Source organism: Nocardioides jiangsuensis (assembly GCF_019679455.1).
In the GTDB taxonomy this organism is placed as follows: Bacteria; Actinomycetota; Actinomycetes; order Propionibacteriales; family Nocardioidaceae; genus Nocardioides_C; species Nocardioides_C jiangsuensis.
This window is the reverse complement of sequence record NZ_JAIEZQ010000001.1, coordinates 902,788-925,296: the sequence shown is the minus strand read 5'-3', so window position 1 is coordinate 925,296 and position 22,509 is coordinate 902,788. Positions and strand designations below refer to the sequence as shown.

Here is a 22,509-nt window from a genome sequence, read left to right as displayed (position 1 = left end):
CCTCTGCCGGCCCCAGCCGGCGCGGCACCGGCACCGGTACGGCGCCGGGACGGACCCCGACGGACCTGGAGGAGACGGCCCCATGGCCAGCACCAGCGTGAGCGGGCTCGTCAGCGGGCTCGACACCTCCACGATCATCAGCCAGCTGATGCAGCTCGAGGCCAAGCCGCAGACCACGCTCAAGACCCGCGTCTCGACCGAGCAGAAGGTCGTCACCGCGCTCCAGGCGCTGAACACCAAGCTGGCCGGGATCGCCGCCAAGGCCGCCGACCTCGGCAGGACCACGAGCTGGTCGCCGGCCAAGGCCACCAGCGACAACCCGTTCGTGACCGTGAAGACGACCACCGGCGCCACGCCCGGTTCGTTCACGCTGGACGTGACCGGGCCGGCGACCAGCGCCATCTCGACCTACGCCAGGACCGGCACGCTCGGGACGGCCGTCGCGACCCAGGACGCCGAGTACCAGGTCACCTTCGCCGACCCGACCCGAACCCCGGTCACCTTCACGGTCGGTGACGGCACGATGCGCTCGGTGGCGGACGCCGTCAACGCCTCGACCACCGGGCTGAGGGCAACCCTCCTGCGGACCGGCACCGACGCCACGGGGAACCCGGTCTACGCGATGCAGGTCAGCTCCGCGACGACCGGGGCGGACACCGGCTTCACCATCAGTCCGGTGGACCCGGCCGCGGCGCCGTTCCTCGACGGCGAGACGGCGACGCAGAAGCCGGGCACGGACGCCGCGTTCAGCCTCAACGGCCAGGCGCTGACCTCGTCGACCAACACCGTCACGGGGCTGATGCCGGGCGTGGACGTCACGCTCGGCGCGGGTTCCGCGGGACAGACCGCGACGATCACCGTCACGCGCGACACCACCGCGCTGTCGGACTCGGTCAAGGCGATGGTGGACGCGGTCAACGCCGCCCTCAGCGACATCGACACGCTCACGGCGTACGACGCGACCGCCAAGAAGTCCGGGCTGCTCGGTGGCGACAGCACCCTGCGCACGGTCCGCGACCGGCTGCTGCAGACGGTCTCCGGAGGCGTCGGCGGCCAGTCCCTGGCCTCCGTCGGCATCCAGACCGACCGCTCCGGCAAGCTCACCTTCGACGCCGCCAGGTTCGCCGCGGCCTACGAGGCCGACGCAGCGGGCACCACCGCCAGGATCGCCGGCATCGACGGGACCACCCCCACGGCCGGCTTCGCCGACAACCTCGAGGCTCTCGCCAAGCAGCTCAGCGACTCCCTGGACGGCACGGTCACCCTGGCCATCAAGGGCCGCCAGTCCCAGATCCGGGGCTGGGAGGACGACATCGCGGACTGGGACGTCCGCCTCGGCCAGCGCCAGAGCGCGCTGGAGCGGCAGTACGCCGCGCTCGAGGTCGCGCTCGGCCAGCTCCAGCAGCAGTCGTCCTGGCTCGCGGGACAGATCAGCTCACTGCCGACGTCAGGTTCGTAGGAGGACCACGATGAACAACCCCCGCGCCGCCTACGTCGGCCAGATGGTCACCACCGCGAGCCCCACCCGGCTCCTGGTGATGCTCTACGACCGGCTCGTCCTCGACGTCCAGCGCGCCGTCGAGTCCCAGCGTGCCGGCGACCACCAGACCGCGGGCCAGCACCTGATGCACGCCCAGGAGATCGTGCTCGAGCTGAGCGGGTCCCTGAAGCACGGGGTCTGGGAGGGCTCTGAGCGGCTGTCGGCCATCTACAGCTGGCTGCACAGGGAGCTGGTCCGCGCCAACACGAGCCGCGACGCCGCGGTGACCGACGACTGCCTCACCGTGCTCGTGCCGCTGGCCGACGCGTGGCGCGAGGCGGCGCTCACCTCGCTCGCCGCCGGCTGACCGGCGCCACCACGATGGACCAGGACTGGCGTGCCGTCTGGGAGGTCGCGCTCGACGAGCTCGAGCTGAGCCTGGACGCCGCCGACCGGCTGCTGGCGGGAGCGGGCAGCACCCCGCTCCCGGCCTGGGTGCCGCCGCAGGTCCCGGGACCGATGCCGGCTGACCTGCGCACCCGGGCGCTGCTGCTGCACCACCGCCAGCAGGCGGCGGTGGCCGCGACAACCGAGGCGGTCGCCGCGGTCCGCAGGCAGGCGGCGCTGGCCGGCCGGATGCACACCGGGGCCGAGCAGCAGCCGGTGTACGTCGACGTCACCGCCTGACCCGCTGCGCCCGCCGCGGCGCCGCGCGGAAATCGGACGAAAAGGGACAGGATTTCCTCAGGTCCCGCGCGGGGTGGCCGAAGGAAGACCACGAGCAGGGATCGCTCACCCCTCCGCCGACGGACCGGCAGCCTCACGCCTCCCCAGGAGACGGATCACATGCTGGTCTCTGCGTCGGACCCCGTCGCGGCTGCCCTCGGCAGCGCGCTCGACGGCCTTGCGCTGCGCCAACGGGTCGCGGCGGACAACATCGCCAACATCGACACCCCCGGGTTCACGGCTGCCACCCTCGACTTCGAGAGCTCGCTGCGCAGCGCCCTCGCCGACGGGGAGATGACCGAGGGCGACGTGCTGCCCACCACCGGTCTCTCCTCGGCCCCGGCCGGCGCGAACGGCAACAACGTCGACCTGGCCACCGAGACGATGACCGCGATGCAGTCGGTCTTCCAGTACCAGCTGCTCACCCGCTCCGTGGGTGACCGGTACTCCCTCGTCACCACCGCGATCGGCGGCATGTGATGGGTGCCTTCGACATGCTCGGCATCGCCGGCAGCGGCCTGGCCACGCACCAGACCTGGCTGGACGCGGTGTCGTTCAACATCGCCAACGTCAACACCGTCCGCTCCACCGACGAGGACGCCTTCCAGGCGCAGTTCGTCATGGCCGAGGCCGTGCCGGACGGCGGCGTCGAGGTCTCCGGGATCGCGCTCGGCGACCCCGAGGGCCGGATGGTGCACAACCCGGAGCACCCCCTCGCCGACGAGGACGGCTACGTGCGGATGCCGGACGTCGACATGGCCTCCCAGATGAGCCAGCTGGTCATGGCCCAGCGCGGGTTCCAGGCGCAGGCCGCGGTGATCCGGAACGCGCAGGACGTCTACTCCAGCGCCCTCTCGATCGGACGCAACGCATGAGCATCCCCGCCATCGAGCCCGGCGGCTTCGTCCCCTTCGTGGCCCCGGTCGCCTCCCCGTCGGCCGCGACCGCCCCCGAGAACGCCGGCGGCGTCGACTTCGCCAGCATGCTCTCCGACGGCGTCGACCGGCTGCAGTCGCTGCACGACAAGGCCGACCAGCTCGCCGTCCAGGCGGCCAGCGGCGACCTGGCGAACCTGCACGACTACACGATCACCGCGACCGAGGCCGCGGTCACCACGCAGCTCACCACCGCGGTGCGTAACAAGGCCCTCGAGGCGTTCCAAGAGATCATGCGGATGTCGATCTGATGCGCCAGCAGCTGACCGGACGCCTCCAGGCGTTCCAGCGGGTCTTCGCGTCCTTCACCGCCGGCCAGAAGACCGTCGCGGTCGTCGGCGGCCTCGCACTCGTCATGGGCGCGGTCCTCCTGTTCCGGTGGGCCGCCGCCCCGTCGTACGCGCCGCTGTTCACCAACGTCGCGCCGGCGGACGCCTCCGCGATCGTCGAGCAGCTCGAGGCCGACGGCACGCCGTACGAGCTCGGCGACGGCGGCGCGACGATCCTCGTGCCCCGCGCCGACGTGTACGACGCCCGGATCCGGCTGAGCGGCGAGGGCCTCCCCAGCGAGGGCTCGAGCGGCTACGCGATCCTCGACGAGCAGGACCTCTCCACCTCCCAGTTCCAGGAGCAGACCGGCTACAAGCGGGCCATGGAGGGGGAGCTCCAGACCACCATCGAGGCGCTCGACTCCGTCGAGACCGCGGTCGTGCACCTCGCGCTCCCGCAGGACGAGCTGTTCGCCGACGAGCAGGAGCCGACCACCGCGTCGGTCCTCGTCGAGACCCGGCCCGGCTCCGACCTCGACCCCGAGCAGGTGCAGGCGGTCGTCCACCTCGTGGCCTCCAGCGTCGAGGGCCTCGACCCCAAGCAGGTCACCGTCGCGGACTCCACCGGCACGGTGCTCTCCACCTCCGGGGACGGCTTCGACACCGTCGCCGACACCCGCTCGCAGCAGGTGAAGGCCTTCGAGGAGCGGATGTCCGGCTCCGTGCAGGACGTGCTGGACCGGGTCGTCGGCGCGGGCAACTCCGCGGTCAAGGTCACCGCGGACCTGAACTTCGACAAGACGGTCACCAACACCACCCGCTACTTCAGCGACCCCGACGCCGTACCGCTGTCGGACACCACGCTCACCGAGACCTACACGGCGCCCGGTCAGGCCGGCATCGGTGGGGTGGTCGGTCCGGACGGCGGGCTCGACCCCGCCGCGGGCAACGCCGACGAGGACGGGGAGACGAACTACCGCAAGGAGCAGCGCACCTCCGACAACGCGGTCGGCAAGACCATCGAGCAGCGCGAGGCCGCCCCCGGCACGGTGGACAGCCTGCACGTCGGCATCGTGCTCGACTCGGCCTCGGTCGGCGGCATCACCACCCCCGAGGTGCAGAACCTGGTGACCTCGGCGCTCGGGATCGACGCCGACCGCGGCGACACCGTCGAGGTCAGCGCGATGCAGTTCGACCGGAGCGCGGAGGAGGCCGCGGCCAAGGCGCTCGCCGAGGCGAAGGCCGCCGAGAAGCAGGCCGAGCTGATGTCGATGCTCAAGACCGGTGCGCTCGCGCTCGTGGTCGCCGGCATCTTCTTCGCGGCCTGGCTGCGGGGCCGCAAGCGCCGCCAGGCGCGCGACGAGGCCACGACGTACGTCGTCGAGCAGCTGCGTCGGGACGCCGCCGAGCGGACCGCGGTCTCCACGCTGCCGGCCGCCGCGGCGCTCGAGGCAGGCTATGACGACGAGGACGACCTGCGCGAGAGCGCCCGTGACGAGATCGCTGCGCTCGTGGAGCGTCAGCCCGAGGAGGTCGCGCAGCTGCTGCGCGGCTGGCTGGTGGGACACGGCGGATGACGACGATGACGACGATGGCCCCCACCGCGCTGAGCCAGGAGGGGATCCGCAAGGCGGCGATCCTGCTGGTCCAGCTCGGCCAGGACAAGGCCGCGAAGATCCTGCACCACCTCCGCGAGAGCGAGGTCGAGGCGATCTCGTCGGAGATCTCCCAGCTCGACGGCCTCCGCGCCGAGGAGACCGACGCGGTGATCAGCGAGTTCCACACCCTCGCCACCGCGCACGCCAACGTGCTCCAGGGCGGCCCGGACTTCGCCCGGGCGCTGCTCGAGGAGTCCTTGGGGCGCGACCGCGCGGAGTCGATCATGAACCGGCTGGCCGCCGCGGCGCGCCAGCTGCCGTTCCAGTTCCTGCACCGCGCCGACCCGCGCCAGCTGCTCTCCTTCATCTCCGGCGAGCACCCGCAGATCATCGCGGTGGTGCTCGCGCACCTGCCCAGCGACCGGGCCACGCTCGTCCTGTCCGGGCTCGAGCCGGCCACCCAGGCCGACGTGGCGCACCGGCTCGCGGTCATGGACCGGACCTCGCCGGCGGTGCTCAAGCAGCTCGAGGCGGCCCTGGAGCACCGGATGTCGTCGGTGCTGCAGCCGACCGACTTCTCCGCCGTCGGCGGCGTCGAGCCGCTGATCGAGATCATCAACCGCTCCGACCGCACCACCGAGCGGCTCATCGTCGAGGCGCTCGAGCAGCGCGACCCGGCGCTGGCCGAGGAGGTCAAGAGCCGGATGTTCATGTTCGAGGACATCGTGATGCTCGAGGACCGCGACATGCAGCAGGTGCTGCGGCAGGTGGAGTCCGGCGACCTGGCGATGGCGCTCAAGGGCGTCAGCGACGAGGTCAGGACCAAGGTCACCTCCAACATGTCCGAGCGCGCCTCGGTCACCCTGCTCGAGGACGTCGACCTGCTCGGCCCGGTCCTGCTGCGGCAGGTCGAGGAGGCCCAGGCCGCCGTGCTCGCCACGGTCCGCCGCCTCGAGGAGGCGGGCGAGATCGTGCTGAGGAGGGGTGGCGATGACGAGTACGTCGTCTGACGGCGTCGTCGCGCGGGACCTCCCCGCCGGCTCGTTCGCCCCGATGGCCCAGGCCGTCGACCTGCGCTCGGGCGGCTGGACCCGTCTCGGTGCGGCCGGGGTGCTCGGCGACGCCGCGACCGAGGCCACCCTGCACGGCCTCGCGGAGCGCTCGCACCGGGCGGCGCGGGCCCAGGGGTACGCCCAGGGCTGGGCCGAGGGACGCCGTACGGCGCTCGCCAAGGCCGAGACCCAGGCCACCGCCGACGCTCAGGTGCGGCACGACGAGCTGCTCCGGCAGCGCGACGCGCAGGCCCTTGCCGTGCACGCCCTGGAGAGCGCCCTGACCCGGATGCAGGACACCCTCGCCGCGGCGCTCGAGGAGCTGTCCGCGCAGTCGGTCGAGGTGGCCCTGCAGGTCGCCGAGGCCGTGGTCGGCCGCGAGGTCGCCACCGCCGCCGACCCCGGCGCCGACGCCCTGCGCCGGGCCCTCGCGCTGGTCGGCCCGCAGGTCGCGGTGACCGTCCGGATGCACCCCGCCGACCGGGCCTGCCTCGACCCCGAGGTGCTCGCCGGCCGGTCCGTCGCGTTCGCCGACGACCCCACCCTCTCCCGCGGCGACGCGGTCGTGGAGACCACCGACAACGTCGTGGACGCCACCCTCGGCAGTGCGCTGGCCCGGGTCCGGGAGGTGCTCGGCCGATGACCGTGGTCAGCACCGGACGCACCCGCGTCGACGAGGCGCTCGAGGCCGCGCGCCCGCAGCGCCTGGGCCGGCTCGTCGAGCTCAAGGGCCTGCACCTGCTCGCCCGCGGCGTGGACGCGGCCGTCGGCGGTCTCGTCGAGGTGACCGGGGACGCCGGCGCGGTCCCCGCCGAGGTGGTCGCGAGCACTCCGCAGGGCGTCGTCTGCCTGCCGCTCGGGAACACCGCGGGCCTGCGCACCGGCGCCCCCGTCCGCAGCACCGGCGCCCCGCTGCTGGTGCCGGTCGGCCGGGCGCTCCAGGGCCGCGTGCTCGACGGGCTCGGCCGCCCCCTCGACGGCGGCCCCTCGCTCGCGGACCTGCCCCGGGTGCCGGTGGAGAACGACGCCCCCGAGGCGCTGAGTCGCTCGCTGGTGGACCGTCAGGTCGGCCTGGGCGTCCGTGCGCTCGACGCGCTGGTGCCCTGCGGCCGCGGCCAGCGGATGAGCATCATGGCCGGCTCCGGCGTCGGCAAGTCCACGCTGCTGTCGATGGTCGCCCGCGGCACCGAGGCCGCCGTGTCCGTGGTCGCACTGATCGGGGAGCGCGGCCGCGAGGTCCGCGAGTTCATCGAGAACGACCTGGGCCCAGAGGGGCTCGCCCGGTCCGTGGTGGTCGTGGCCACCTCCGACGCGCCCCCGGTGGTGCGGCTGCGCGCGGCGTTCGTCGCGACCCGGATCGCGGAGTGGTTCCGCGACGCCGGCGAGGACGTCGTCCTGATGATGGACAGCCTCACCCGGGTCGCGATGGCCCAGCGCGAGATCGGGCTGTCCGCGGGGGAGCCGCCGACCACGCGCGGCTACCCGCCCAGCGTCTTCGCGATGCTGCCCCGGCTCCTCGAGCGGACCGGCCCCGGCGCCGTCGGCAGCATCACCGGCCTCTACACGGTGCTGGTCGAGGGCGACGACCTCCAGGACCCGATCGGCGACACCTCCCGGTCCATCCTCGACGGGCACGTGGTGCTGTCCAGGCGGCTCGCCACCGGCGGGCACTACCCGAGCATCGACGTGCTGGAGTCGCTCTCGCGCGTCGCCCCGGTCGTCACCGACCGCGAGCAGATGGCGGCCGCCACCACGGTGCGCCGGCTGCTCGCCGCCCACCGCGACGTCCGCGAGCTCGTCGAGATCGGGGCGTACGCCGCCGGCAGCGACCCCGACGCGGACCGCGCGCTCGCGCTCATGCCGCGGATCAACGACTTCCTGCGCCAGCGCGTCGACGAGCCCACGCCGTTGGACGAGACCTGGCGGGCGCTCCACGACCTGGCGGGTGCCCGGTGAGCGCGCGCAGTGCCGACCGCGGCCTGAAGGCGGTCCGCAGGGTCCGGGAGGCCCGTGAGCGGGACAGCCGGATCGGCCTCCAGCACGCCCTCACGACCACCCGGCGCCGTGAGGAGGACGCGACACGTTCCCGCGCCCGGCTCGAGACCGCGCCCGCCTTCGCCGGGGGCAGCGCCGACGAGTACCGGCTGCACTCCCTGCGCGGCGCCGGCCTGGCCGGCGAGGTGGCCCGCACCGAGGAGCTGCTGCGGAGCAGCCGCACCGTCGCCGACGAGGCCCGCCGCCGCTGGGCGGGCGACCGCCAGGCGGTCCGCGTGGTCGAGCTGCTGCTCGAGCGCCGCGCCGCCGAACGCCGCGCCGAGCGCGCCCGCCTCGAGGCCCGCGACCTCGACGAGCTCGCCGGCCAGGCCTGGGTACGCGCCCGGGTCGCCCCCGAGACCGCCCCGCCCCGGACACCGAGGAGCTGAGCGCATGAGCGTCGCCGAGGTCACCGGCCGGATCCAGCAGATCCAGGCCCAGTTCGCCCGGTCCGCCGGCATCGCCCCCGCCGCCACGACGACCACCGCCTCCCGCGCCACCGGCGCGGGCGCCACGTTCAGCAGCGTGCTGGGCGCGGAGCAGGCCGCCGCGGCCGGCGCGACCGGCTCCGCCGGCGAGGTGTGGACGCCTCCGGCCACCCGCGCCGGCGGCCCCGACGCCTCCGCCGGCCGGCGCGTGGTCGCCGAGGCCCGCCGCTACCTCGGCGTGCCGTACCTGTGGGGTGGCACCGACCCCGAGAAGGGCCTCGACTGCTCCGGGCTCGTCCAGCTCGTCTACGGCAAGCTCGGCATCGACCTGCCCCGGGTCTCCTACCAGCAGGCCAGCGCCGGCCGACCCGTCGCGAGCCTCGCCGACGCGCGGCCCGGCGACATCCTCGCCTTCGACTCCCCGGTCGACCACGTCGCGATCTACATCGGGAACAACAAGATGATCGAGGCGCCGCGCACCGGCCTCGACGTCCGCGTCATCGACGTCTACGAGGAGCCCACCGCGATCCGCCGGGTCCTCCCGGACGCACCGGTGGCCTCCACCGGGCCCGCGGGTGCGGTCGCCGGTGCCTCGTCGCTCCCGGCCGGGACGCCGTACGCCGCGCTCTTCGAGCGGGCCGCCGCTCGGCACGGGGTCAGCGCCAGCCTGCTCGCGGCGGTGGCCACCCAGGAGTCCGGCTTCGACGCCCGCGCGGTCAGCCACGCCGGGGCGCAGGGCCTGATGCAGCTGATGCCCGCGACCGCGGCCGGGCTCGGCGTGCGCAACGCCTTCGACCCCGCCCAGGCGGTCGACGGCGCCGCCCGCCTGCTCAAGGACCTGATCCGCGAGTTCGGCCGCACCGACCTCGCGCTCGCGGCGTACAACGCCGGTCCGGGCGCGGTGCACCGCTACGACGGGATCCCGCCGTACCCCGAGACCCGCAGCTACGTCCCCGCCGTGCTGGCCCACCAGAGCAGGCTGGAGCGCGCATGAACACGGTCCTTCCCGTGAGCCCGAAGCCGGCTCCCGAGGCGGCCGCCGACCCGCGCCGTCCGTCGGGTCGGGACGACTTCGACGCGCTGGTGCGCGGCCACCTCGACGACCGCCGGCCCGCCGAGCGCGCCGACCGCCGCTCCGGCGGCGGGCGCACGGCGCGCGACGAGAGCGCGGCCGGGGACTCCCGCGACGCCGCCGGCCTCGGCCCGCTGCTCGTCGGCCTCGGCCTGGGCGAGCCCGCCGTGACGGTCCCGGGTACGTCGCCCACGCCCGACGCGCCTGCCGCAGCGGCGGCCGCCGCGCCGGGCGCCGACGTCGACCAGACCACCACGGGCGCTGCGACCGGAGCCGGGCTCGTGGCTCGGGCCGCCCCGACTCTCCTCGGCGACCCGGCGGCTCGCGCAGCGCTCGCGGGCGCGCCGGCCGGCCCGGGCTCCGACGCCACCCCCGCGGTCGACGGCCCGGGGGAGGCAGGGCCGGGTGCCGGTGCCTCCCCGGACGGCGACGGCACGGCCGCCGAGGCGCGCGGGGCAACCGGCCCGGGTAGCACCGCCGCCGCCACCCGGCCCGGCACGAGCGCGACGACCGCCGCCCCCGGCGCGGCCACCGAGCCGGCTCGCGGCACCGCCGCCACCGACCGGCGCGGAGACGCCGGTGCCCTCCCGGGCACCGCCGGCCCCGAGCAGGCCGGAGCCCCGGCGGGTGCCGTCGCGGCGACCGCCCCGGCGACCGGCACGGCCGGCAGCACCGGCGCCGGAAGTGGGACCGCCGCCGCCCCGAACCCGGTCACCGCCCAGGTCGCCCCGGTGGTCACGCGGCTGGTGAGCCGCGGCGACGGCGTGCACCGGCTCAGCCTCCGGCTCCACCCCGCCGACCTCGGCGAGGTCCGCGTGACGCTGACCGTGCGCGCAGGCCGGGTCGACGTCAGCCTCGCCGCCGGACCCGGCGCCCGCGAGGCGCTCCGGGAGGGCTCGCCGCACCTGCGCTCGCTGCTCGAGCTGACCGGCGCCACGGCCGGCAACCTGACCGTCCGGGAGCTCACCGGCCCTGCCGGCGCACCGGCCACGACGAGCGGCGGCAGTGGGAGCGCGTCGGGCCAGCCCGGCACGACCCAGCAGCACCTCGGCCAGGACGCCGGACGCGACGCGCGGGGCGGTTCGCCCCTCGCCGGCGGCTCGGACGGCTCCGGCGGCTCCGGCGCGCACGGCGGTGGCGCGGGCCGCGGCGGGACCACCGGCCCGCACGGCGGCGCACCCACCGGCCCGGACGTCCGGCCCGCCCCCGGGACCGATGCCACCGGCGCGTCCCGGGCCGGCCACCGCACCCTCGACCTCAGCATCTAGAAGGAGACCCCCGTGATCACACCCCTCGGCTCGGCCCTCGGCGCCGCCACCACCGGCGCCACGGCAGGCACGACGTCGTCGACCAGCGCCCTGGACAAGGACACCTTCCTGACGCTGATGGTCGCCCAGCTGCGCAACCAGGACCCGATGAACCCGACGGACTCCGCGGAGTTCCTCGCCCAGACCGCGCAGTTCACCTCGCTCGAGAAGCTCGAGCAGGTCGCCGACCAGTCCGCCCAGGCGTTCTCGGCGCAGATGGCCTTCGGCGCCAGCAGCCTCGTCGGCCGGACCGTGACGTACACCGGCGCGGACGGCGGCGAGGTCTCCGGCCAGGTCGGCTCGGTCCGGTTCGCCGGCACCGGCCCGCTGCTCGGGGTGGACGGCACCGAGGTGCCGCTCGACCAGGTCGTCACCGTCACCGGCTGACGTCACCCGCTACCCGACCGTCAGCCCCGCTCACCGCTCCCCACCCCGCCGGCCCCCGGCACCTGTCGAAAGGACACCCCCATGCTCCGCTCGCTCTTCTCCGCGATCAGCGGCCTCCGGGCCAACCAGACCATGCTCGACGTGACCGGCAACAACATCGCCAACGCGAACACCGCCGGCTACAAGGGCACCAGCATCGTCTTCCAGGACACCCTGAGCCAGATGCTGACCAGCGCCTCGGCGCCCGCCGGCAACCGCGGCGGGACCAACCCGATCCAGGTCGGGCTCGGCGTCCAGGTCGGCGGCACCACCACCAACCTCAACCAGGGCTCCGCCCAGGCCACCGGCCGCGCCACGGACCTGATGATCCAGGGTGACGGCTTCTTCATGGTCCGCCGCAACGGTGAGGACCTGTTCACCCGCGCCGGCGCGTTCAGCTTCGACAGCGCCGGCCAGCTGGTGACCCTCGACGGCGACACCGTGCAGGGCTACCGCGCCGACGCCGCGGGCAACATCGCCGGGGGCAACCCCGTCGACGTGACGGTCCCCGAGATGGCCGACGAGAACGCCGCCAACCCGCTGCGCTCCTACAACATCGGCGGCGACGGCGTGATCACCGGCATCTTCGACGACGGCACCCGGCGCCCGCTGTTCCAGCTCGCGCTGGCCAACTTCGCGAACCCCGAGGGCCTCGAGCGGGCAGGCGACACCGCGTTCCGGGAGAGCACCAACTCCGGTGCCGCCCAGGTCGGCGCGCCCGGCTCCGGCCGCCGCGGAAGCCTGATCGGCGGCTCGCTGGAGATGTCGAACGTCGACCTCGCCCAGGAGTTCACGAACCTGATCGTCGCCCAGCGCGGCTTCCAGGCGACCTCCCGGGTGATCACCACCTCCGACTCGGTGCTCGAGGAGCTCGTCAACATCAAGCGCTGACCCCGAACCGCTCAGGTTCGGCGCGCATCGGCCGATCCGTGGGGGTGCAGGGCCACGGACGGCCCTGTTCTCCACGGCACAAGGATGGTGCGCAGATGGTCACGCTCACGCGTCTCACGGGAGCGGTGTTCGCCCTGAACCCGGATCTCGTCGAACGGGTCGACACGACGCCCGACACCGTCATCACGCTGGTCGACGGCACGAAGTACCTCGTGCGCGAGTCGCTCGACGACGTGGTCGCCGCGGTGCTCGACTTCCGCGCCCGCCTGATCGCCGCCGCCGGGTCCCTCGAGGCCATGGAGCGCTCGACCGTACGGCGCTCGCGGCTGACCGCCGTACCGGGCCCCGACGACGACCTCGACGTGCTGGCCTTCCCGCACCGGGAGGCGTGATGGACCGCGCCACCCCCATCGGCGTCGGCCTCGGCCTCGCCGCGATCCTCGTCGCCAACGTGCTCGAGGGCGGCAACCCGATGTCGCTGCTGCTCCTTCCTCCGATGCTGCTGGTCTTCGGCGGCACGGTCGGCGCCGCGGTCGCGGGCGGCACGATGGCCGATGCCAAGCACGCGGTCACCTCGCTCAAGCGGGCGATGGCCTGGAAGGCGACGCCGCCGGCCGAGCTGGTCCCGGTCGTGGTCTCGCTGGCCGACAAGGCCCGCCGCGAGGGCCTGCTGATGCTGGAGGACGCGGCCAAGGAGGTCGACGACGACTTCCTGCGCCGCGGGGTGTCCCTGGCCGTCGACGGGACCGACCCCGACGAGCTGCGCGAGATCCTCGAGTCCGAGCTGTTCGCCAAGCGGTCCGCGGACAAGCACGCCGCGAAGTTCTTCAACGACATGGGCGGTTACGCCCCCACGATCGGCATCATCGGCACCGTCATGGGTCTCGTGCACGTGCTCGAGAACCTCTCCCAGCCCGAGGAGCTCGGCCACCTCATCGCCGGCGCGTTCATCGCCACGCTGTGGGGCGTGCTGTCCGCGAACGTGGTCTGGCTGCCGATCGGCAGCCGGCTCTCCCGGATCGGCGAGCTCGAGGCGCAGCGGATGGAGCTCGTCGTCGAAGGCGTGATGGCGATCCAGGCCGGCAGCAACCCCCGCGTCGTCGCCCAGCGGCTGCAGTCGCTGCTCCCGGCCGAGGAGCGCGAGACCGAGCAGAGGGCCGCCTGACATGGCCGCGCCCCGCCGTCGTCGGGTGATCGAGGAGGAGCACGGCAACCACGAGCGCTGGCTGATCACCTACGCCGACATGATCACCCTGCTGATGGTGCTGTTCATCGTGATGTTCGCGATCAGCCAGGTCGACCAGAAGCGCTTCGAGCAGCTCAAGGAGGGGATGGCCGCCGGCTTCGGTGAGAACGCCTCCCCGTTCCAGGGCACCGAGGCGGTGATGCCGGACGGCGCCACCCAGCCGATCGCGCCGGTGACCCCGCTCGCCGCCGAGGGCACCGGTCCGGAGGACCCCGCGACGGTCTCCCGGACGGCGGCGCTCGCGGAGCAGGACGAGCAGGACCGCTACTCCGAGGCCGCCGCCGAGGTCGACCGGCTCGACGCCCTGCGGCGCCGGATCGACCAGGCGCTGCGGGAGCGGGGCCTGCGCCAGGACGTGCGGATGCAGCTCGACGAGCGCGGGCTGACCGTCAGCCTGGTCTCGCGGCACATCGTGTTCGCGCCGGACGTCGCGGACCTGACGTCACGGGGCGTCCAGGTCCTCGACGTGCTTGCGCCCGTGCTGCGCGACATCCCGGACCGGGTCGACGTCGACGGGCACACCAACCAGGTCAAGGTGAAGCCGAAGTACTACCCGACCGACTGGGAGCTCTCGGCCGCGCGGGCCGTCACCGTCCTGCGCTACCTGAACGAGCGGGGCGACGTGGCCGCGTCGCGGCTCACGGCCGTCGCGTTCGGCCACCAGCGGCCGCTGATCGACCCGTCGCGACCGGAGGCCAGGACGCTGAACAAGCGGGTCGACGTCGTGGTCGTCTCCGGCGCGGACGACGCCACACGGGCACTGTTCGACGAGGTCCTCGCGGACCGCGGTATCTCGGGAGGAGAACGAGGATGAGTGTGCTGGACATGGCTGAGGTCGAGCCGGAGGAGGAGCAGGGCGGCGGGCGGAAGAAGATGCTGCTCGTCGGCGTGCTGGTCGTGGCGCTGGCCGCTGCCGCGTGGTGGTGGTTCATGATGCGCCCCGCCGCGGCCGACCAGGAGCCCGAGCCGGGTGAGGTGCTCCAGCTCGAGCCGATCCAGGTGAACCTCGAGGGCGGTCACTACCTGCGGATCGGGGTCGCGCTCCAGGCGGTCGAGGGCGCCGAGGAGGTCGAGGGCAGCAAGGCGCTCGACGCGACGATCGAGCTGTTCACCGGGGAGTCGGTGGAGAGCCTCGCGAATGAGAAGCACCGGCACCGCCTCAAGGACGAGCTGGTCGAGCAGCTCGAGGAGAGCTACGAGAAGGAGGTCATCGGCGTCTACTTCACCGACTTCGTGACCCAGTAGGACCACCGTCCCGAAGAGGGACGGCCGGTTCTGCTCAGGTGCCGCCACGACGAGCCGATACAGCCCCTCGTGACCGCCCCCTCGTCCGTGACCCCCGTGCGTGCGTCCTCCGTCCACGCACGACGTCGGCCTGCCCGGACGGAACCGACGCCGTACGACTTCCGGCGACCCGTGAAGCTGTCGCGCGAGAACTCGCGCACGCTCCAGATCGCCTTCGAGACCTACGCGCGACAGACGTCGATCGTGATGACGTCGGCGCTGCGCACCGTCTGCGAGCTCACCCTGCTGTCGGTGGAGCAGCTGACCTACACCGAGTACGTCGAGACGCTCGCGGACGCGACGTACCTCACCGTGTTCTCCCTCGACCCGGTCCAGCAGCCGGCCGTCCTGGAGATCCCGCTCCCCACCACGATGGCCTGCCTGGACCACCTCCTCGGCGGCCCCGGCACCGAGGCCCAGCCGGCGCGTCCGCTCACCGACCTCGAGAGCACCGTCGTCGGCGGGCTCGTCGAGCGGCTGGTCAGCGAGGTCCGTTACGCGTTCGCCTCGCTGGTGCGGCTCGAGCCCGTCGTCACCGGGGTGGAGTACAGCCCGCAGCTTGCGCAGGTCGCGGCTGCGTCCGACCCGATGGTGGTGGCCCGGTTCGTGCTGCGGCGCGGCGACGCCGAGGACGTGGTCACCCTGTGCATGTCGTTCAACGGCCTGCTGCCCTTCCTCAACGCCAGCGGCACCGCCGGTGTGGTCTCTGAGCGGGAGCGCGCCCAGCGCGAGCAGGCCTCGGCCCGCCTCGCCGAGGGCTTCCAGGAGGTCCCGGTCGAGGTCGCGGTGCGGTTCCGCGGCACCACCGCCGACCCGGCCGACCTCGTCGGTCTCACGGTCGGTGACGTGGTCCGGCTCCGCCACCCCGCGCAGGCCCCGCTCGACGTGACCGCCGCGGACGTCGTCTTCGCCCATGCCACCCCCGGCAGCGCCGGCCAGCGCCTGGCCTGCCTCATCGTCGCGCCGTCCACCCAGGAGAACTGATGTCCCTCATCGGCAAGCCCGCCGCCCACGATCCCGCGTCCGCGCCGGTCTCCGACGAGAGCGCCGAGCGCGCCGCGCAGGCGGTCGCCCCGCTGCTGCCCGCCCCCGGGGAGCTCGTCGCCGGGGTCGTGCAGCCGGCCGTGCTCGTCGACGCCGCCGCCTGGGCGGGTGCCGCGGTGGCCACGCTCACCGGCACCGCCGACGGCACGGTCGCGGTCCTGGTCGGCCCGGACCTGGTGGCCGCGCTGGCGGAGTCCCCGATGGGCCCGCTCGAGCTCGGCGCCGCGGTGCAGCCCGCCCTGGACGCGGCGGCTGCCGCGCTGGGCACCACCGCCTCGGCCGGCCGGTCCCTGGACGCCTCCGAGGTGCCCGCCGCGCTCGCCGCCGCCACGCACAGCGTGCCGCTGCTCGTCGGCGGGAGCACCGCGGCGGTGCTGCTGCTCGGCGGCACCGCCCCGCAGGTGGCGCCGGTGCGTACGGCGACCGCCGCCCCGGCGCCGGTGGCGCAGGCCCGTCCCGGGATCGAGCTGCTGCACGGCGTGGCGATGGACGTCACCGTCGAGCTCGGTCGCACCCGGCTGTCCGTGCGCGAGCTGCTCGCGCTGACCCCCGGCGACGTCCTCGAGCTCGACCGCGCCGCCGGCAGCCCGGCCGACCTCCTCGTGAACGGGCGGCTGATCGCCCGTGGCGAGGTGGTCGTGGTCGACGAGGACTTCGCGCTGCGCATCACCGAGATCGTCGCCGCCAACGCGGCTGCGAGCTGAGCCTCGTGGTCGAGCTGGTCCTGCGCGTGGTGCTCTCCCTGGGCATCGTCCTCGGCCTCATGTGGTTCGTGGCCCGGGCGAGCTCGCGGAAGCTCGGCGGCCGCTCCCGCTCCGTCGTCGCGGTGGTGGCCCGCCAGCCGCTGTCGCGCGGCTCCTCCCTCGCCGTGGTCGAGGTGGGCGAGCGGGTGCTCGTGGTCGGGGTCAGCGACGGCGGTGTCTCCCTGCTCACCGAGATGGACCCGGCCGAGCTGACCAGCCGCGTCCCGGTGCAGCCGGAGCGTGCCACGACGGACCCCGCCGACGCGCTGGGGACGCGCCCCGTCCGGGCGCTGGCCGGCGGTCCCCTGCACGCGGCCCCGCGCGGCACGAGCGGCTCGCTGCTCGCCGGCACCACCTGGAAGCAGGCCTGGGCCGCGGCCACCAGCAGGAACGGCTCCGCCGGTGCCTGACCCGACCCCGGGAGCGTGTCGCCTCGTCGCGGGCGTGCTCCTCCTCCTGGCCTGCCTCGGTGGCCTCGCCCTCGGCGCCGCTCCCGCGGTCGCCGCTCCCGTCACGACCCCCCTCGCGGCGGCCGGCCCGGTCGCGGCCTACGTGCCGGCGACCGCCGTACCCGCGGGGACGGCCGCCTCCGGCTCGGTCGTCGCGAGCCCCGCCCTCGCCCCGGTGCCGCTGGCGCCGGACGGCCCCCGTGGTCCGCGGGGCGCGAACGGCGGCGACGTCACCGTGGAGTTCGACGACCTGACGAAGAAGCCGAGCACCCCGGTCCTGGTGCTGCTCGGGCTGACCCTGCTGTCGCTGGTCCCGGCGATCCTGCTGACCACGACCAGCTTCACCAAGATCCTGGTCGTCCTGGGCCTCACCCGGAACGCGCTCGGCCTCCAGCAGATCCCGCCCAACCAGGTGCTCGCCGGGCTCGCCCTCTTCCTGAGCCTGTTCATCATGTCGCCGGTGCTGTCGGAGATGAACGACGAGGGCCTCCAGCCCTACCTGGACGGCGACAAGACGCAGACGCAGGCATGGGAGGACGGCATCGAGCCGCTCCGGGGCTTCATGCTCGGGCAGACCGGCGACGAGGAGCTGGCCCTGCTCACCGAGGTCGCCGACCGGCCGATGCCCGACAACCAGGACGACGTCGGGATGGCGACGCTGGTGCCGGCGTTCATCCTCAGCGAGCTCAAGCAGGCCTTCATCATCGGCTTCGTGATCTTCATCCCGTTCCTGGTGATCGACATCGTGGTCAGCGCGGCCCTGATGTCGCTCGGCATGATGATGATGCCGCCGGTGATGGTCTCCCTGCCCTTCAAGCTGCTGCTGTTCGTCCTCGTGGACGGGTGGGGGCTGATCGTGCGCTCGCTGGTCGCCAGCTACGGCGGGGGCTGAGAGCGGTGACCGACAGCAGCGTCCTCGACATCGCGCTTCAGACCATGCTGGTCGCGCTCAAGCTCTGCGCCCCCATCCTCGTTCCCGCCCTGGTCATCGGGTTCGTCATCTCGCTCGTGCAGTCGATGACCCAGATCCAGGAGTTCACGCTCTCCTTCGTGCCGAAGCTGATCGGCGTGGGGATCGCGCTGCTGGTCTCCGGCAACTGGATGCTGCACACGCTGGTCGCGTTCACCGAGGACCTGTTCGCGCGCATCCCCAGCCTGCTGGGGTAGCGGTGACCATCACGCTGGCGGGGGAGCCGTTCATCCTCTACGTGCTCGCCGCGGTCCGGGTGGTCGCCTGGCTGGTGATCGTGCCGCCGTTCTCGTCCCGGGCCGTGCCGGTCGCCGCGAAGACGCTGCTGGCACTCGGCCTCGCCTTCGCGGTCGCCCCGGCCCTGTCGCTCGAGGAGGTGCCGCAGGACCTGGTCACGCTGGTCACCTACGCGCTGCAGGAGGCTCTCCTCGGGGCCACGATGGGCTTCGTCACCTACCTCGTCTTCGCCGCGGTCCAGGCGGCCGGTGACCTCGTCGACGTGTTCGGCGGCTTCAGCCTCGCCGCCGCGTTCGACCCGATGTCGATGAACAACAACTCGGTCTTCGGCAAGCTGCACGGGATGCTCGCGACGATGCTGCTGTTCGCCACCGACGCGCACCTGCTCGTCTTCGGCGGCCTGCTGTCGACGTTCGAGCGGGTCCCGGTGGGCGCCCCGTGGCAGCCCGAGGACGTGACCTCGGTGGTGACCGTCGCCTTCGGGGTGTTCTTCACCTGCGCGGTGCAGATCGCGCTGCCGCTGGTCGCGGTGCTGTTCATCGCCGACCTCGGCCTCGCCCTGCTCACCAAGGTCGCGCCGCAGCTGAACGCGATCGGCATCATGTTCCCGGCCAAGATCGGGCTCACCCTGCTCGTCGTCGGCATGTCCTTCCCGGTGCTGCCGCACGCGATCGACCGGCTCGTCGACGCCGCCAACGACGCGATGGCGGTGATCGGGTGAGCGAGGAGCGCACCGAGAAGGCCACCCCCAAGAAGCTGAAGGACAGCCGCAAGGAGGGGCAGGTCGCGCGGACCCCCGAGATCGGCGGCTGGGCCTCGATGCTGGTGGTCGCGATGATGCTCGGCTGGCTGGTCCAGCACGGCACCGACGAGATCCGCGAGCTGCTGGTCACCTCCCTCGCGCTGGTGGAGCAGCCGGAGGCGGGCCGCGCGCTGCAGCTGCTCCAGGAGGGCTCGACGCTGGCCCTGCTGCTGTCCCTGGCGCTCGGCATCGGCGTGCTGTTCGTCGGCGTCGTCTCCGCCGCCGGCCAGGGCGGGCTGCACCTGGCGACGAAGACCCTCAAGCCCAAGTGGTCCCGGCTCAACCCGCTCCAGGGCGCGAAGCGACTGTTCGGCCCGCACGCCCTGTGGGAGGGCGCCAAGATCCTGGTGAAGAGCGCGGTGGTGGCGCTGCTCGTGTGGCGCGGGGTCAAGGAGCTGATGCCGCTGCTCGGCGGGCTGGTGCCGGTCGACGCCGCGCTCGAGCTCGCGGCCTCCGCGGCGACCACGCTGATGCGGGACGTCGCGGTCGCGGGCCTGCTGGCGGCGGCCGCGGACTACGCGATGGCGCGGCGCCGTACCGGCAAGCAGGTCCGGATGACCAAGAAGGAGGTCCGCGACGAGCACCGGATGAGCGAGGGCGACCCGATGGTGCGCGGGGCGCTCCGGGCCCGCCAGCTCGCCGCCGCGCGGAACCGGATGATGGCCGACGTGCCCCAGGCCGACGTGGTCCTGGTCAACCCGGTGCACGTCGCCGTCGCGCTGCGCTACGAGGCGGATCGCGGGACGCCCCGGGTGGTGGCCAAGGGCGCCGGCGCCGTGGCCGCCCGGATCCGCGAGCTCGCCGAGAGCAGCCGGGTGCCGCTGGTCGAGGACGTGCCGCTCGCCCGTGCCCTGCACGCGAGCTGCGAGGTCGGCCAGGAGATCCCGCCGGAGCTCTACCACGCGGTCGCCCAGGTGCTGGCGTTCGTGCTCAGCCGCCGGGCGCGCGGCTCCGCGGCGGGGCGGCACCGGTCCCCGCGCACGGCGAAGACGCTGCCTACGCTCACCCGCGGACGGCGCCGCGCGGCCCGCCCGGGAGCGGCCGACGAGAACTCCTCAGGTGCCCCCGCCCCCGGCCGATAGGACGCTCCGCCAGGACGGCAGCCTCGACGCACCAGGGACGGTGCCCGTGCAGGTGAACCGTTGAAAGGCTCGTTCGTGGCGCAGAAACGTCTCGCCCAGGTCGGCGTGCCCGTCGCCGTCGTGGCCGTGGTGGTCATGCTCGTCGTCCCGCTGCCGCCGCTGCTGCTCGACATGCTGATCGCGGCCAACATCACCGGCGCGATGCTGATCCTGATGACGGCGATGTTCGTGCGCCGTCCCCTCGACTTCTCCGCCTTCCCGGCGCTGATCCTGGTCGCCACGCTGTTCCGCCTCGCGCTCAACGTGAGCGCGACCCGGCTCGTGCTGCTCGACGGGTACGCCGGCAAGGTGATCGACACCTTCGGCCACTTCGTGATCGGCGGCTCGCTGATCGTCGGCATCATCGTGTTCGCGATCCTCGTCGTGATCCAGTTCGTCGTCGTCACCAACGGCGCCGGGCGCGTCGCGGAGGTCGGCGCCCGGTTCACCCTCGACGCGATGCCCGGCAAGCAGATGGCGATCGACGCCGACCTTAACTCCGGCCTCATCGACGACGACGAGGCCCGGCGCCGCCGCGCGGAGGTGGCCAGCGAGGCCGACTTCTACGGCGCGATGGACGGTGCCTCGAAGTTCGTCAAGGGCGACGCGATCGCCGCCATCATCATCACGCTGGTCAACCTCGTGGGCGGCTTCACCGTCGGCGTCGTGCAGAACGGGATGTCCTTCGGCGACGCGGTCGCGACGTACAGCCTGCTGACCGTCGGCGACGGCCTGGTCTCCCAGATCCCGGCGCTGCTGCTCTCGGTGGCCACCGGCCTGATCGTCACCCGGTCCGCCGGCGACGGGGACATGGGCACCGACCTGGTCCGCCAGATGACCCGCTACCAGCAGCCGCTCCGGCTGGCCGGCATCGCGGCGATCGTGCTGATCCTGATCCCGGGCATGCCGAAGCTGCCGTTCCTGCTCGCCGGCGGCGTGCTGCTGTTCGCCTCGCTCCGCCACCCCGGCGACGAGGAGCCGGCCGACCCGCAGGCGCCCGCGCTCCAGGCGGCGGGGCCGGCCCCGGACTCCCTCGAGGCGCTCGTGGAGGAGATCCGGGTCGACCCGCTCGAGCTCGAGCTCTCCGCGGACCTGATCGACCTCGTCGACTCGACGGCCGGCGGCGACCTGCTCGACCGGGTGCGGGCGCTGCGCCGCAAGATCGCCACCGACCTCGGCGTGGTCGTGCCGCCGGTGCGCACCCGCGACAACCTCGACCTCCCGCTGCGGACCTACGCGATCCGGCTGTTCGGCGTCGAGGTGGCCCGCGGCGAGGCCCCTCCCGGCACCGTGCTCGCGATCGGCGACCGGCTCGACGCGATCCCCGGCACCCGCACCCAGGAGCCGGTCTTCGGGCTCGCCGCGGTGTGGGTCCCCGTCGAGCTGCGCAGCCAGGCCGAGCTCGCCGGAGCCACCGTCGTGGACCGCTCCTCGGTGCTGACCACCCACCTCGCCGAGGTGGTCCGGGCGCACGCCTCCCGCCTGCTCAGCTTTGAGGACGTGCGCACGCTGACCGACGCGGTCAAGCGCAGCAACCCCGTCGTGGTCGAGGAGCTCATGCCCGCGCAGCTCAGCCTGGGCGAGGTCCAGCGGGTGCTCCAGGCCCTGCTCGAGGAGTGCGTGTCGATCCGCGACCTGGTCCGGATCTTCGAGGCGCTCTCGCTCCGGGCCCGGGTCGGCAAGGACACCGACGGCCTCGTCGAGGCGGCCCGCGCCGTGCTGGGCCCGGCGGTCGTGGCGCCGTACGTCTCGGCCGGGTCCCTCCCGGTGATCAGCTTCGAGCCCGGGCTGGAGCAGCGCCTGCTCGAGGGGCTGCGCGTCGGCGACGAGGGGGCCTTCCTCACCGTCGACGTCGACCTGGCCCAGGGCGTGCTGACCCAGCTGGCGGCGCTGGCCCGGCAGGGGGAGGACGAGAACCTCACCCCGGTCCTGGCCTGCGCGCCGCAGCTGCGCCCGGCCGTCCGCCGGATGGTGAGCCCCTCGCTCCCGCGGCTGCCGGTGGTCTCCTACAGCGAGCTGGGCGGACCGGTGCAGATCCGGTCCGTCGGCGTGGTGACCGGCCAGCCGGCCGCGGTCGGGGTGTGACTCCGGTGCCGCGAAGCCTGCCGGAGAGGTGCCCGGAAGTGTGTGACCCGTGTCGAGGAAGGGAGCTCCCATGAGCCCGTTGTCGCTGCCGGTGCTGGCAGGAGCGGCGATCGTGACCGCGCCGACGATGTGGCGCGCCCTGGTCGAGGGCACCGCCTCGGTCGAGGTCGCGCTCTCGCGCTACCTGGTCAGCGTGCTGCTGTGCTGGGCCGCGCTGGGCCTGGTCGCGATGCTGGTGGGCCCGCCGCCGCGGCCCGAGGTGGCCGAGGCCGAGGACCAGCAGGTCCCCGAGGCCGCGCCGCTGTCGTAG

At 73.8% G+C, this 22,509-nt stretch carries 28 protein-coding genes; all 28 read left to right on the top strand.

The features are described 5' to 3' along the window. Positions 1-82: 82 nt before the first annotated feature. The 28 genes from fliD (at position 83) to K1X13_RS04185 (ending at position 22,509) form a co-directional block, all read left to right on the top strand. On the top strand, positions 83-1,459 hold the full coding sequence (gene fliD, locus K1X13_RS04320; protein WP_221023768.1) for a flagellar filament capping protein FliD: 1,377 nt from the start codon (positions 83-85) through the stop codon (positions 1,457-1,459). Between the two features lie 10 nt (positions 1,460-1,469). Then, positions 1,470-1,847 (top strand): flagellar export chaperone FliS, encoded by a 378-nt coding sequence (gene fliS / locus K1X13_RS04315; RefSeq protein WP_221023767.1) that lies wholly within the window; start codon positions 1,470-1,472, stop codon positions 1,845-1,847. A 14-nt stretch (positions 1,848-1,861) separates the two neighbouring features. Further along, complete coding sequence (locus tag K1X13_RS04310) at positions 1,862-2,167, top strand: hypothetical protein (protein ID WP_221023766.1); 306 nt, start codon at positions 1,862-1,864, stop codon at positions 2,165-2,167. A gap of 159 nt (positions 2,168-2,326) precedes the next feature. After that, entirely contained in the window at positions 2,327-2,686 is a 360-nt protein-coding gene (locus K1X13_RS04305) for a flagellar basal body rod protein FlgB (RefSeq protein WP_221023765.1), read from the top strand. Continuing rightward, a complete protein-coding gene (locus tag K1X13_RS04300) occupies positions 2,686-3,081 on the top strand; it encodes a flagellar basal body rod protein FlgC (RefSeq protein WP_221023764.1) in 396 nt (131 codons plus the stop codon). The genes K1X13_RS04305 and K1X13_RS04300 overlap by 1 nt, the downstream gene beginning before the upstream one ends. Next, positions 3,078-3,392 (top strand): flagellar hook-basal body complex protein FliE, encoded by a 315-nt coding sequence (gene fliE, locus K1X13_RS04295; protein ID WP_221023763.1) that lies wholly within the window; start codon positions 3,078-3,080, stop codon positions 3,390-3,392. The genes K1X13_RS04300 and fliE overlap by 4 nt, the downstream gene beginning before the upstream one ends. Next, a complete protein-coding gene (gene fliF, locus K1X13_RS04290; protein WP_221023762.1) occupies positions 3,392-4,987 on the top strand; it encodes a flagellar basal-body MS-ring/collar protein FliF in 1,596 nt (531 codons plus the stop codon). Before fliE ends, fliF begins: the two co-directional genes overlap by 1 nt. A 5-nt stretch (positions 4,988-4,992) precedes the next feature. Beyond that, complete coding sequence (gene fliG, locus K1X13_RS04285; RefSeq protein WP_225914516.1) at positions 4,993-6,018, top strand: flagellar motor switch protein FliG; 1,026 nt, start codon at positions 4,993-4,995, stop codon at positions 6,016-6,018. Beyond that, positions 5,999-6,703, top strand: a complete 705-nt coding sequence (locus tag K1X13_RS04280; protein ID WP_221023761.1) for a FliH/SctL family protein — start codon at positions 5,999-6,001, stop codon at positions 6,701-6,703. The genes fliG and K1X13_RS04280 overlap by 20 nt, the downstream gene beginning before the upstream one ends. Next, the gene (locus K1X13_RS04275) at positions 6,700-8,016 is read left to right on the top strand and encodes a FliI/YscN family ATPase (protein ID WP_221023760.1); all 1,317 of its coding nucleotides are present in this window, start codon (positions 6,700-6,702) and stop codon (positions 8,014-8,016) included. Before K1X13_RS04280 ends, K1X13_RS04275 begins: the two co-directional genes overlap by 4 nt. After that, positions 8,013-8,483, top strand: coding sequence for a flagellar FliJ family protein (locus tag K1X13_RS19575; RefSeq protein ID WP_221023759.1), 471 nt, complete (start codon positions 8,013-8,015; stop codon positions 8,481-8,483). The genes K1X13_RS04275 and K1X13_RS19575 overlap by 4 nt, the downstream gene beginning before the upstream one ends. Before the next feature lie 4 nt (positions 8,484-8,487). Beyond that, a complete protein-coding gene (locus tag K1X13_RS04265; RefSeq protein WP_221023758.1) occupies positions 8,488-9,516 on the top strand; it encodes a transglycosylase SLT domain-containing protein in 1,029 nt (342 codons plus the stop codon). Between the two features lie 14 nt (positions 9,517-9,530). Next, positions 9,531-10,862, top strand: a complete 1,332-nt coding sequence (locus K1X13_RS04260) for a flagellar hook-length control protein FliK (protein ID WP_221023757.1) — start codon at positions 9,531-9,533, stop codon at positions 10,860-10,862. 12 nt (positions 10,863-10,874) lie between these two features. Then, entirely contained in the window at positions 10,875-11,288 is a 414-nt protein-coding gene (locus tag K1X13_RS19570; RefSeq protein ID WP_221023756.1) for a flagellar hook capping FlgD N-terminal domain-containing protein, read from the top strand. A gap of 81 nt (positions 11,289-11,369) precedes the next feature. After that, complete coding sequence (locus tag K1X13_RS04250) at positions 11,370-12,218, top strand: flagellar hook-basal body complex protein (protein WP_221023755.1); 849 nt, start codon at positions 11,370-11,372, stop codon at positions 12,216-12,218. A gap of 95 nt (positions 12,219-12,313) precedes the next feature. Then, positions 12,314-12,610: a flagellar FlbD family protein gene (locus K1X13_RS04245; RefSeq protein WP_221023754.1), complete on the top strand. Its 297-nt coding sequence runs from the start codon at positions 12,314-12,316 to the stop codon at positions 12,608-12,610. Next, entirely contained in the window at positions 12,610-13,383 is a 774-nt protein-coding gene (locus tag K1X13_RS04240) for a flagellar motor protein (protein ID WP_221023753.1), read from the top strand. The genes K1X13_RS04245 and K1X13_RS04240 overlap by 1 nt, the downstream gene beginning before the upstream one ends. A gap of 1 nt (position 13,384) precedes the next feature. Further along, positions 13,385-14,278: a flagellar motor protein MotB gene (locus tag K1X13_RS04235; protein WP_221023752.1), complete on the top strand. Its 894-nt coding sequence runs from the start codon at positions 13,385-13,387 to the stop codon at positions 14,276-14,278. Continuing rightward, positions 14,275-14,709 (top strand): flagellar basal body-associated FliL family protein, encoded by a 435-nt coding sequence (locus K1X13_RS04230; RefSeq protein WP_221023751.1) that lies wholly within the window; start codon positions 14,275-14,277, stop codon positions 14,707-14,709. Before K1X13_RS04235 ends, K1X13_RS04230 begins: the two co-directional genes overlap by 4 nt. Positions 14,710-14,880: 171 nt before the next feature. Then, positions 14,881-15,732 carry a flagellar motor switch protein FliM gene (locus K1X13_RS04225; protein ID WP_504739194.1) on the top strand — a complete coding sequence of 284 codons (852 nt, stop codon included), beginning with the start codon at positions 14,881-14,883 and terminating at the stop codon, positions 15,730-15,732. Beyond that, positions 15,732-16,496: a flagellar motor switch protein FliN gene (gene fliN, locus K1X13_RS04220; RefSeq protein WP_221023750.1), complete on the top strand. Its 765-nt coding sequence runs from the start codon at positions 15,732-15,734 to the stop codon at positions 16,494-16,496. Before K1X13_RS04225 ends, fliN begins: the two co-directional genes overlap by 1 nt. Positions 16,497-16,501: 5 nt before the next feature. Beyond that, on the top strand, positions 16,502-16,945 hold the full coding sequence (fliO, locus tag K1X13_RS04215; protein WP_221023749.1) for a flagellar biosynthetic protein FliO: 444 nt from the start codon (positions 16,502-16,504) through the stop codon (positions 16,943-16,945). Beyond that, positions 16,938-17,876, top strand: a complete 939-nt coding sequence (fliP, locus tag K1X13_RS04210; RefSeq protein ID WP_308249387.1) for a flagellar type III secretion system pore protein FliP — start codon at positions 16,938-16,940, stop codon at positions 17,874-17,876. The genes fliO and fliP overlap by 8 nt, the downstream gene beginning before the upstream one ends. A gap of 5 nt (positions 17,877-17,881) precedes the next feature. Further along, complete coding sequence (gene fliQ / locus K1X13_RS04205; RefSeq protein ID WP_221023748.1) at positions 17,882-18,151, top strand: flagellar biosynthesis protein FliQ; 270 nt, start codon at positions 17,882-17,884, stop codon at positions 18,149-18,151. Positions 18,152-18,153: 2 nt separating this feature from the next. Then, complete coding sequence (fliR, locus tag K1X13_RS04200) at positions 18,154-18,912, top strand: flagellar biosynthetic protein FliR (protein WP_221023747.1); 759 nt, start codon at positions 18,154-18,156, stop codon at positions 18,910-18,912. Further along, positions 18,909-20,075, top strand: coding sequence for an EscU/YscU/HrcU family type III secretion system export apparatus switch protein (locus K1X13_RS04195; RefSeq protein WP_221023746.1), 1,167 nt, complete (start codon positions 18,909-18,911; stop codon positions 20,073-20,075). The genes fliR and K1X13_RS04195 overlap by 4 nt, the downstream gene beginning before the upstream one ends. 75 nt (positions 20,076-20,150) lie before the next feature. Beyond that, on the top strand, positions 20,151-22,199 hold the full coding sequence (gene flhA, locus K1X13_RS04190; RefSeq protein WP_221023745.1) for a flagellar biosynthesis protein FlhA: 2,049 nt from the start codon (positions 20,151-20,153) through the stop codon (positions 22,197-22,199). A gap of 70 nt (positions 22,200-22,269) precedes the next feature. Further along, positions 22,270-22,509, top strand: coding sequence for a hypothetical protein (locus K1X13_RS04185; protein WP_221023744.1), 240 nt, complete (start codon positions 22,270-22,272; stop codon positions 22,507-22,509).

Excerpts from the sequence above, each read along its gene's own strand:
- fliF (WP_221023762.1), top strand. The coding sequence starts at position 3,392 with ATGCGCCAGCAGCTGACCGGACGCCTCCAGGCGTTCCAGCGGGTCTTC.
- K1X13_RS04230 (WP_221023751.1), top strand. The coding sequence starts at position 14,275 with ATGAGTGTGCTGGACATGGCTGAGGTCGAGCCGGAGGAGGAGCAGGGC.
- fliD (WP_221023768.1), top strand. The coding sequence starts at position 83 with ATGGCCAGCACCAGCGTGAGCGGGCTCGTCAGCGGGCTCGACACCTCC.
- fliN (WP_221023750.1), top strand. The coding sequence starts at position 15,732 with ATGTCCCTCATCGGCAAGCCCGCCGCCCACGATCCCGCGTCCGCGCCG.
- K1X13_RS04310 (WP_221023766.1), top strand. The coding sequence starts at position 1,862 with ATGGACCAGGACTGGCGTGCCGTCTGGGAGGTCGCGCTCGACGAGCTC.
- K1X13_RS04240 (WP_221023753.1), top strand. The coding sequence starts at position 12,610 with ATGGACCGCGCCACCCCCATCGGCGTCGGCCTCGGCCTCGCCGCGATC.
- K1X13_RS04235 (WP_221023752.1), top strand. The coding sequence starts at position 13,385 with ATGGCCGCGCCCCGCCGTCGTCGGGTGATCGAGGAGGAGCACGGCAAC.
- K1X13_RS04305 (WP_221023765.1), top strand. The coding sequence starts at position 2,327 with ATGCTGGTCTCTGCGTCGGACCCCGTCGCGGCTGCCCTCGGCAGCGCG.
- K1X13_RS04280 (WP_221023761.1), top strand. The coding sequence starts at position 5,999 with ATGACGAGTACGTCGTCTGACGGCGTCGTCGCGCGGGACCTCCCCGCC.
- K1X13_RS04275 (WP_221023760.1), top strand. The coding sequence starts at position 6,700 with ATGACCGTGGTCAGCACCGGACGCACCCGCGTCGACGAGGCGCTCGAG.
- K1X13_RS04250 (WP_221023755.1), top strand. The coding sequence starts at position 11,370 with ATGCTCCGCTCGCTCTTCTCCGCGATCAGCGGCCTCCGGGCCAACCAG.
- K1X13_RS04245 (WP_221023754.1), top strand. The coding sequence starts at position 12,314 with ATGGTCACGCTCACGCGTCTCACGGGAGCGGTGTTCGCCCTGAACCCG.
- fliG (WP_225914516.1), top strand. The coding sequence starts at position 4,993 with ATGACGACGATGGCCCCCACCGCGCTGAGCCAGGAGGGGATCCGCAAG.
- K1X13_RS04300 (WP_221023764.1), top strand. The coding sequence starts at position 2,686 with ATGGGTGCCTTCGACATGCTCGGCATCGCCGGCAGCGGCCTGGCCACG.
- fliE (WP_221023763.1), top strand. The coding sequence starts at position 3,078 with ATGAGCATCCCCGCCATCGAGCCCGGCGGCTTCGTCCCCTTCGTGGCC.
- fliS (WP_221023767.1), top strand. The coding sequence starts at position 1,470 with ATGAACAACCCCCGCGCCGCCTACGTCGGCCAGATGGTCACCACCGCG.
- K1X13_RS04185 (WP_221023744.1), top strand. The coding sequence starts at position 22,270 with ATGAGCCCGTTGTCGCTGCCGGTGCTGGCAGGAGCGGCGATCGTGACC.
- K1X13_RS04265 (WP_221023758.1), top strand. The coding sequence starts at position 8,488 with ATGAGCGTCGCCGAGGTCACCGGCCGGATCCAGCAGATCCAGGCCCAG.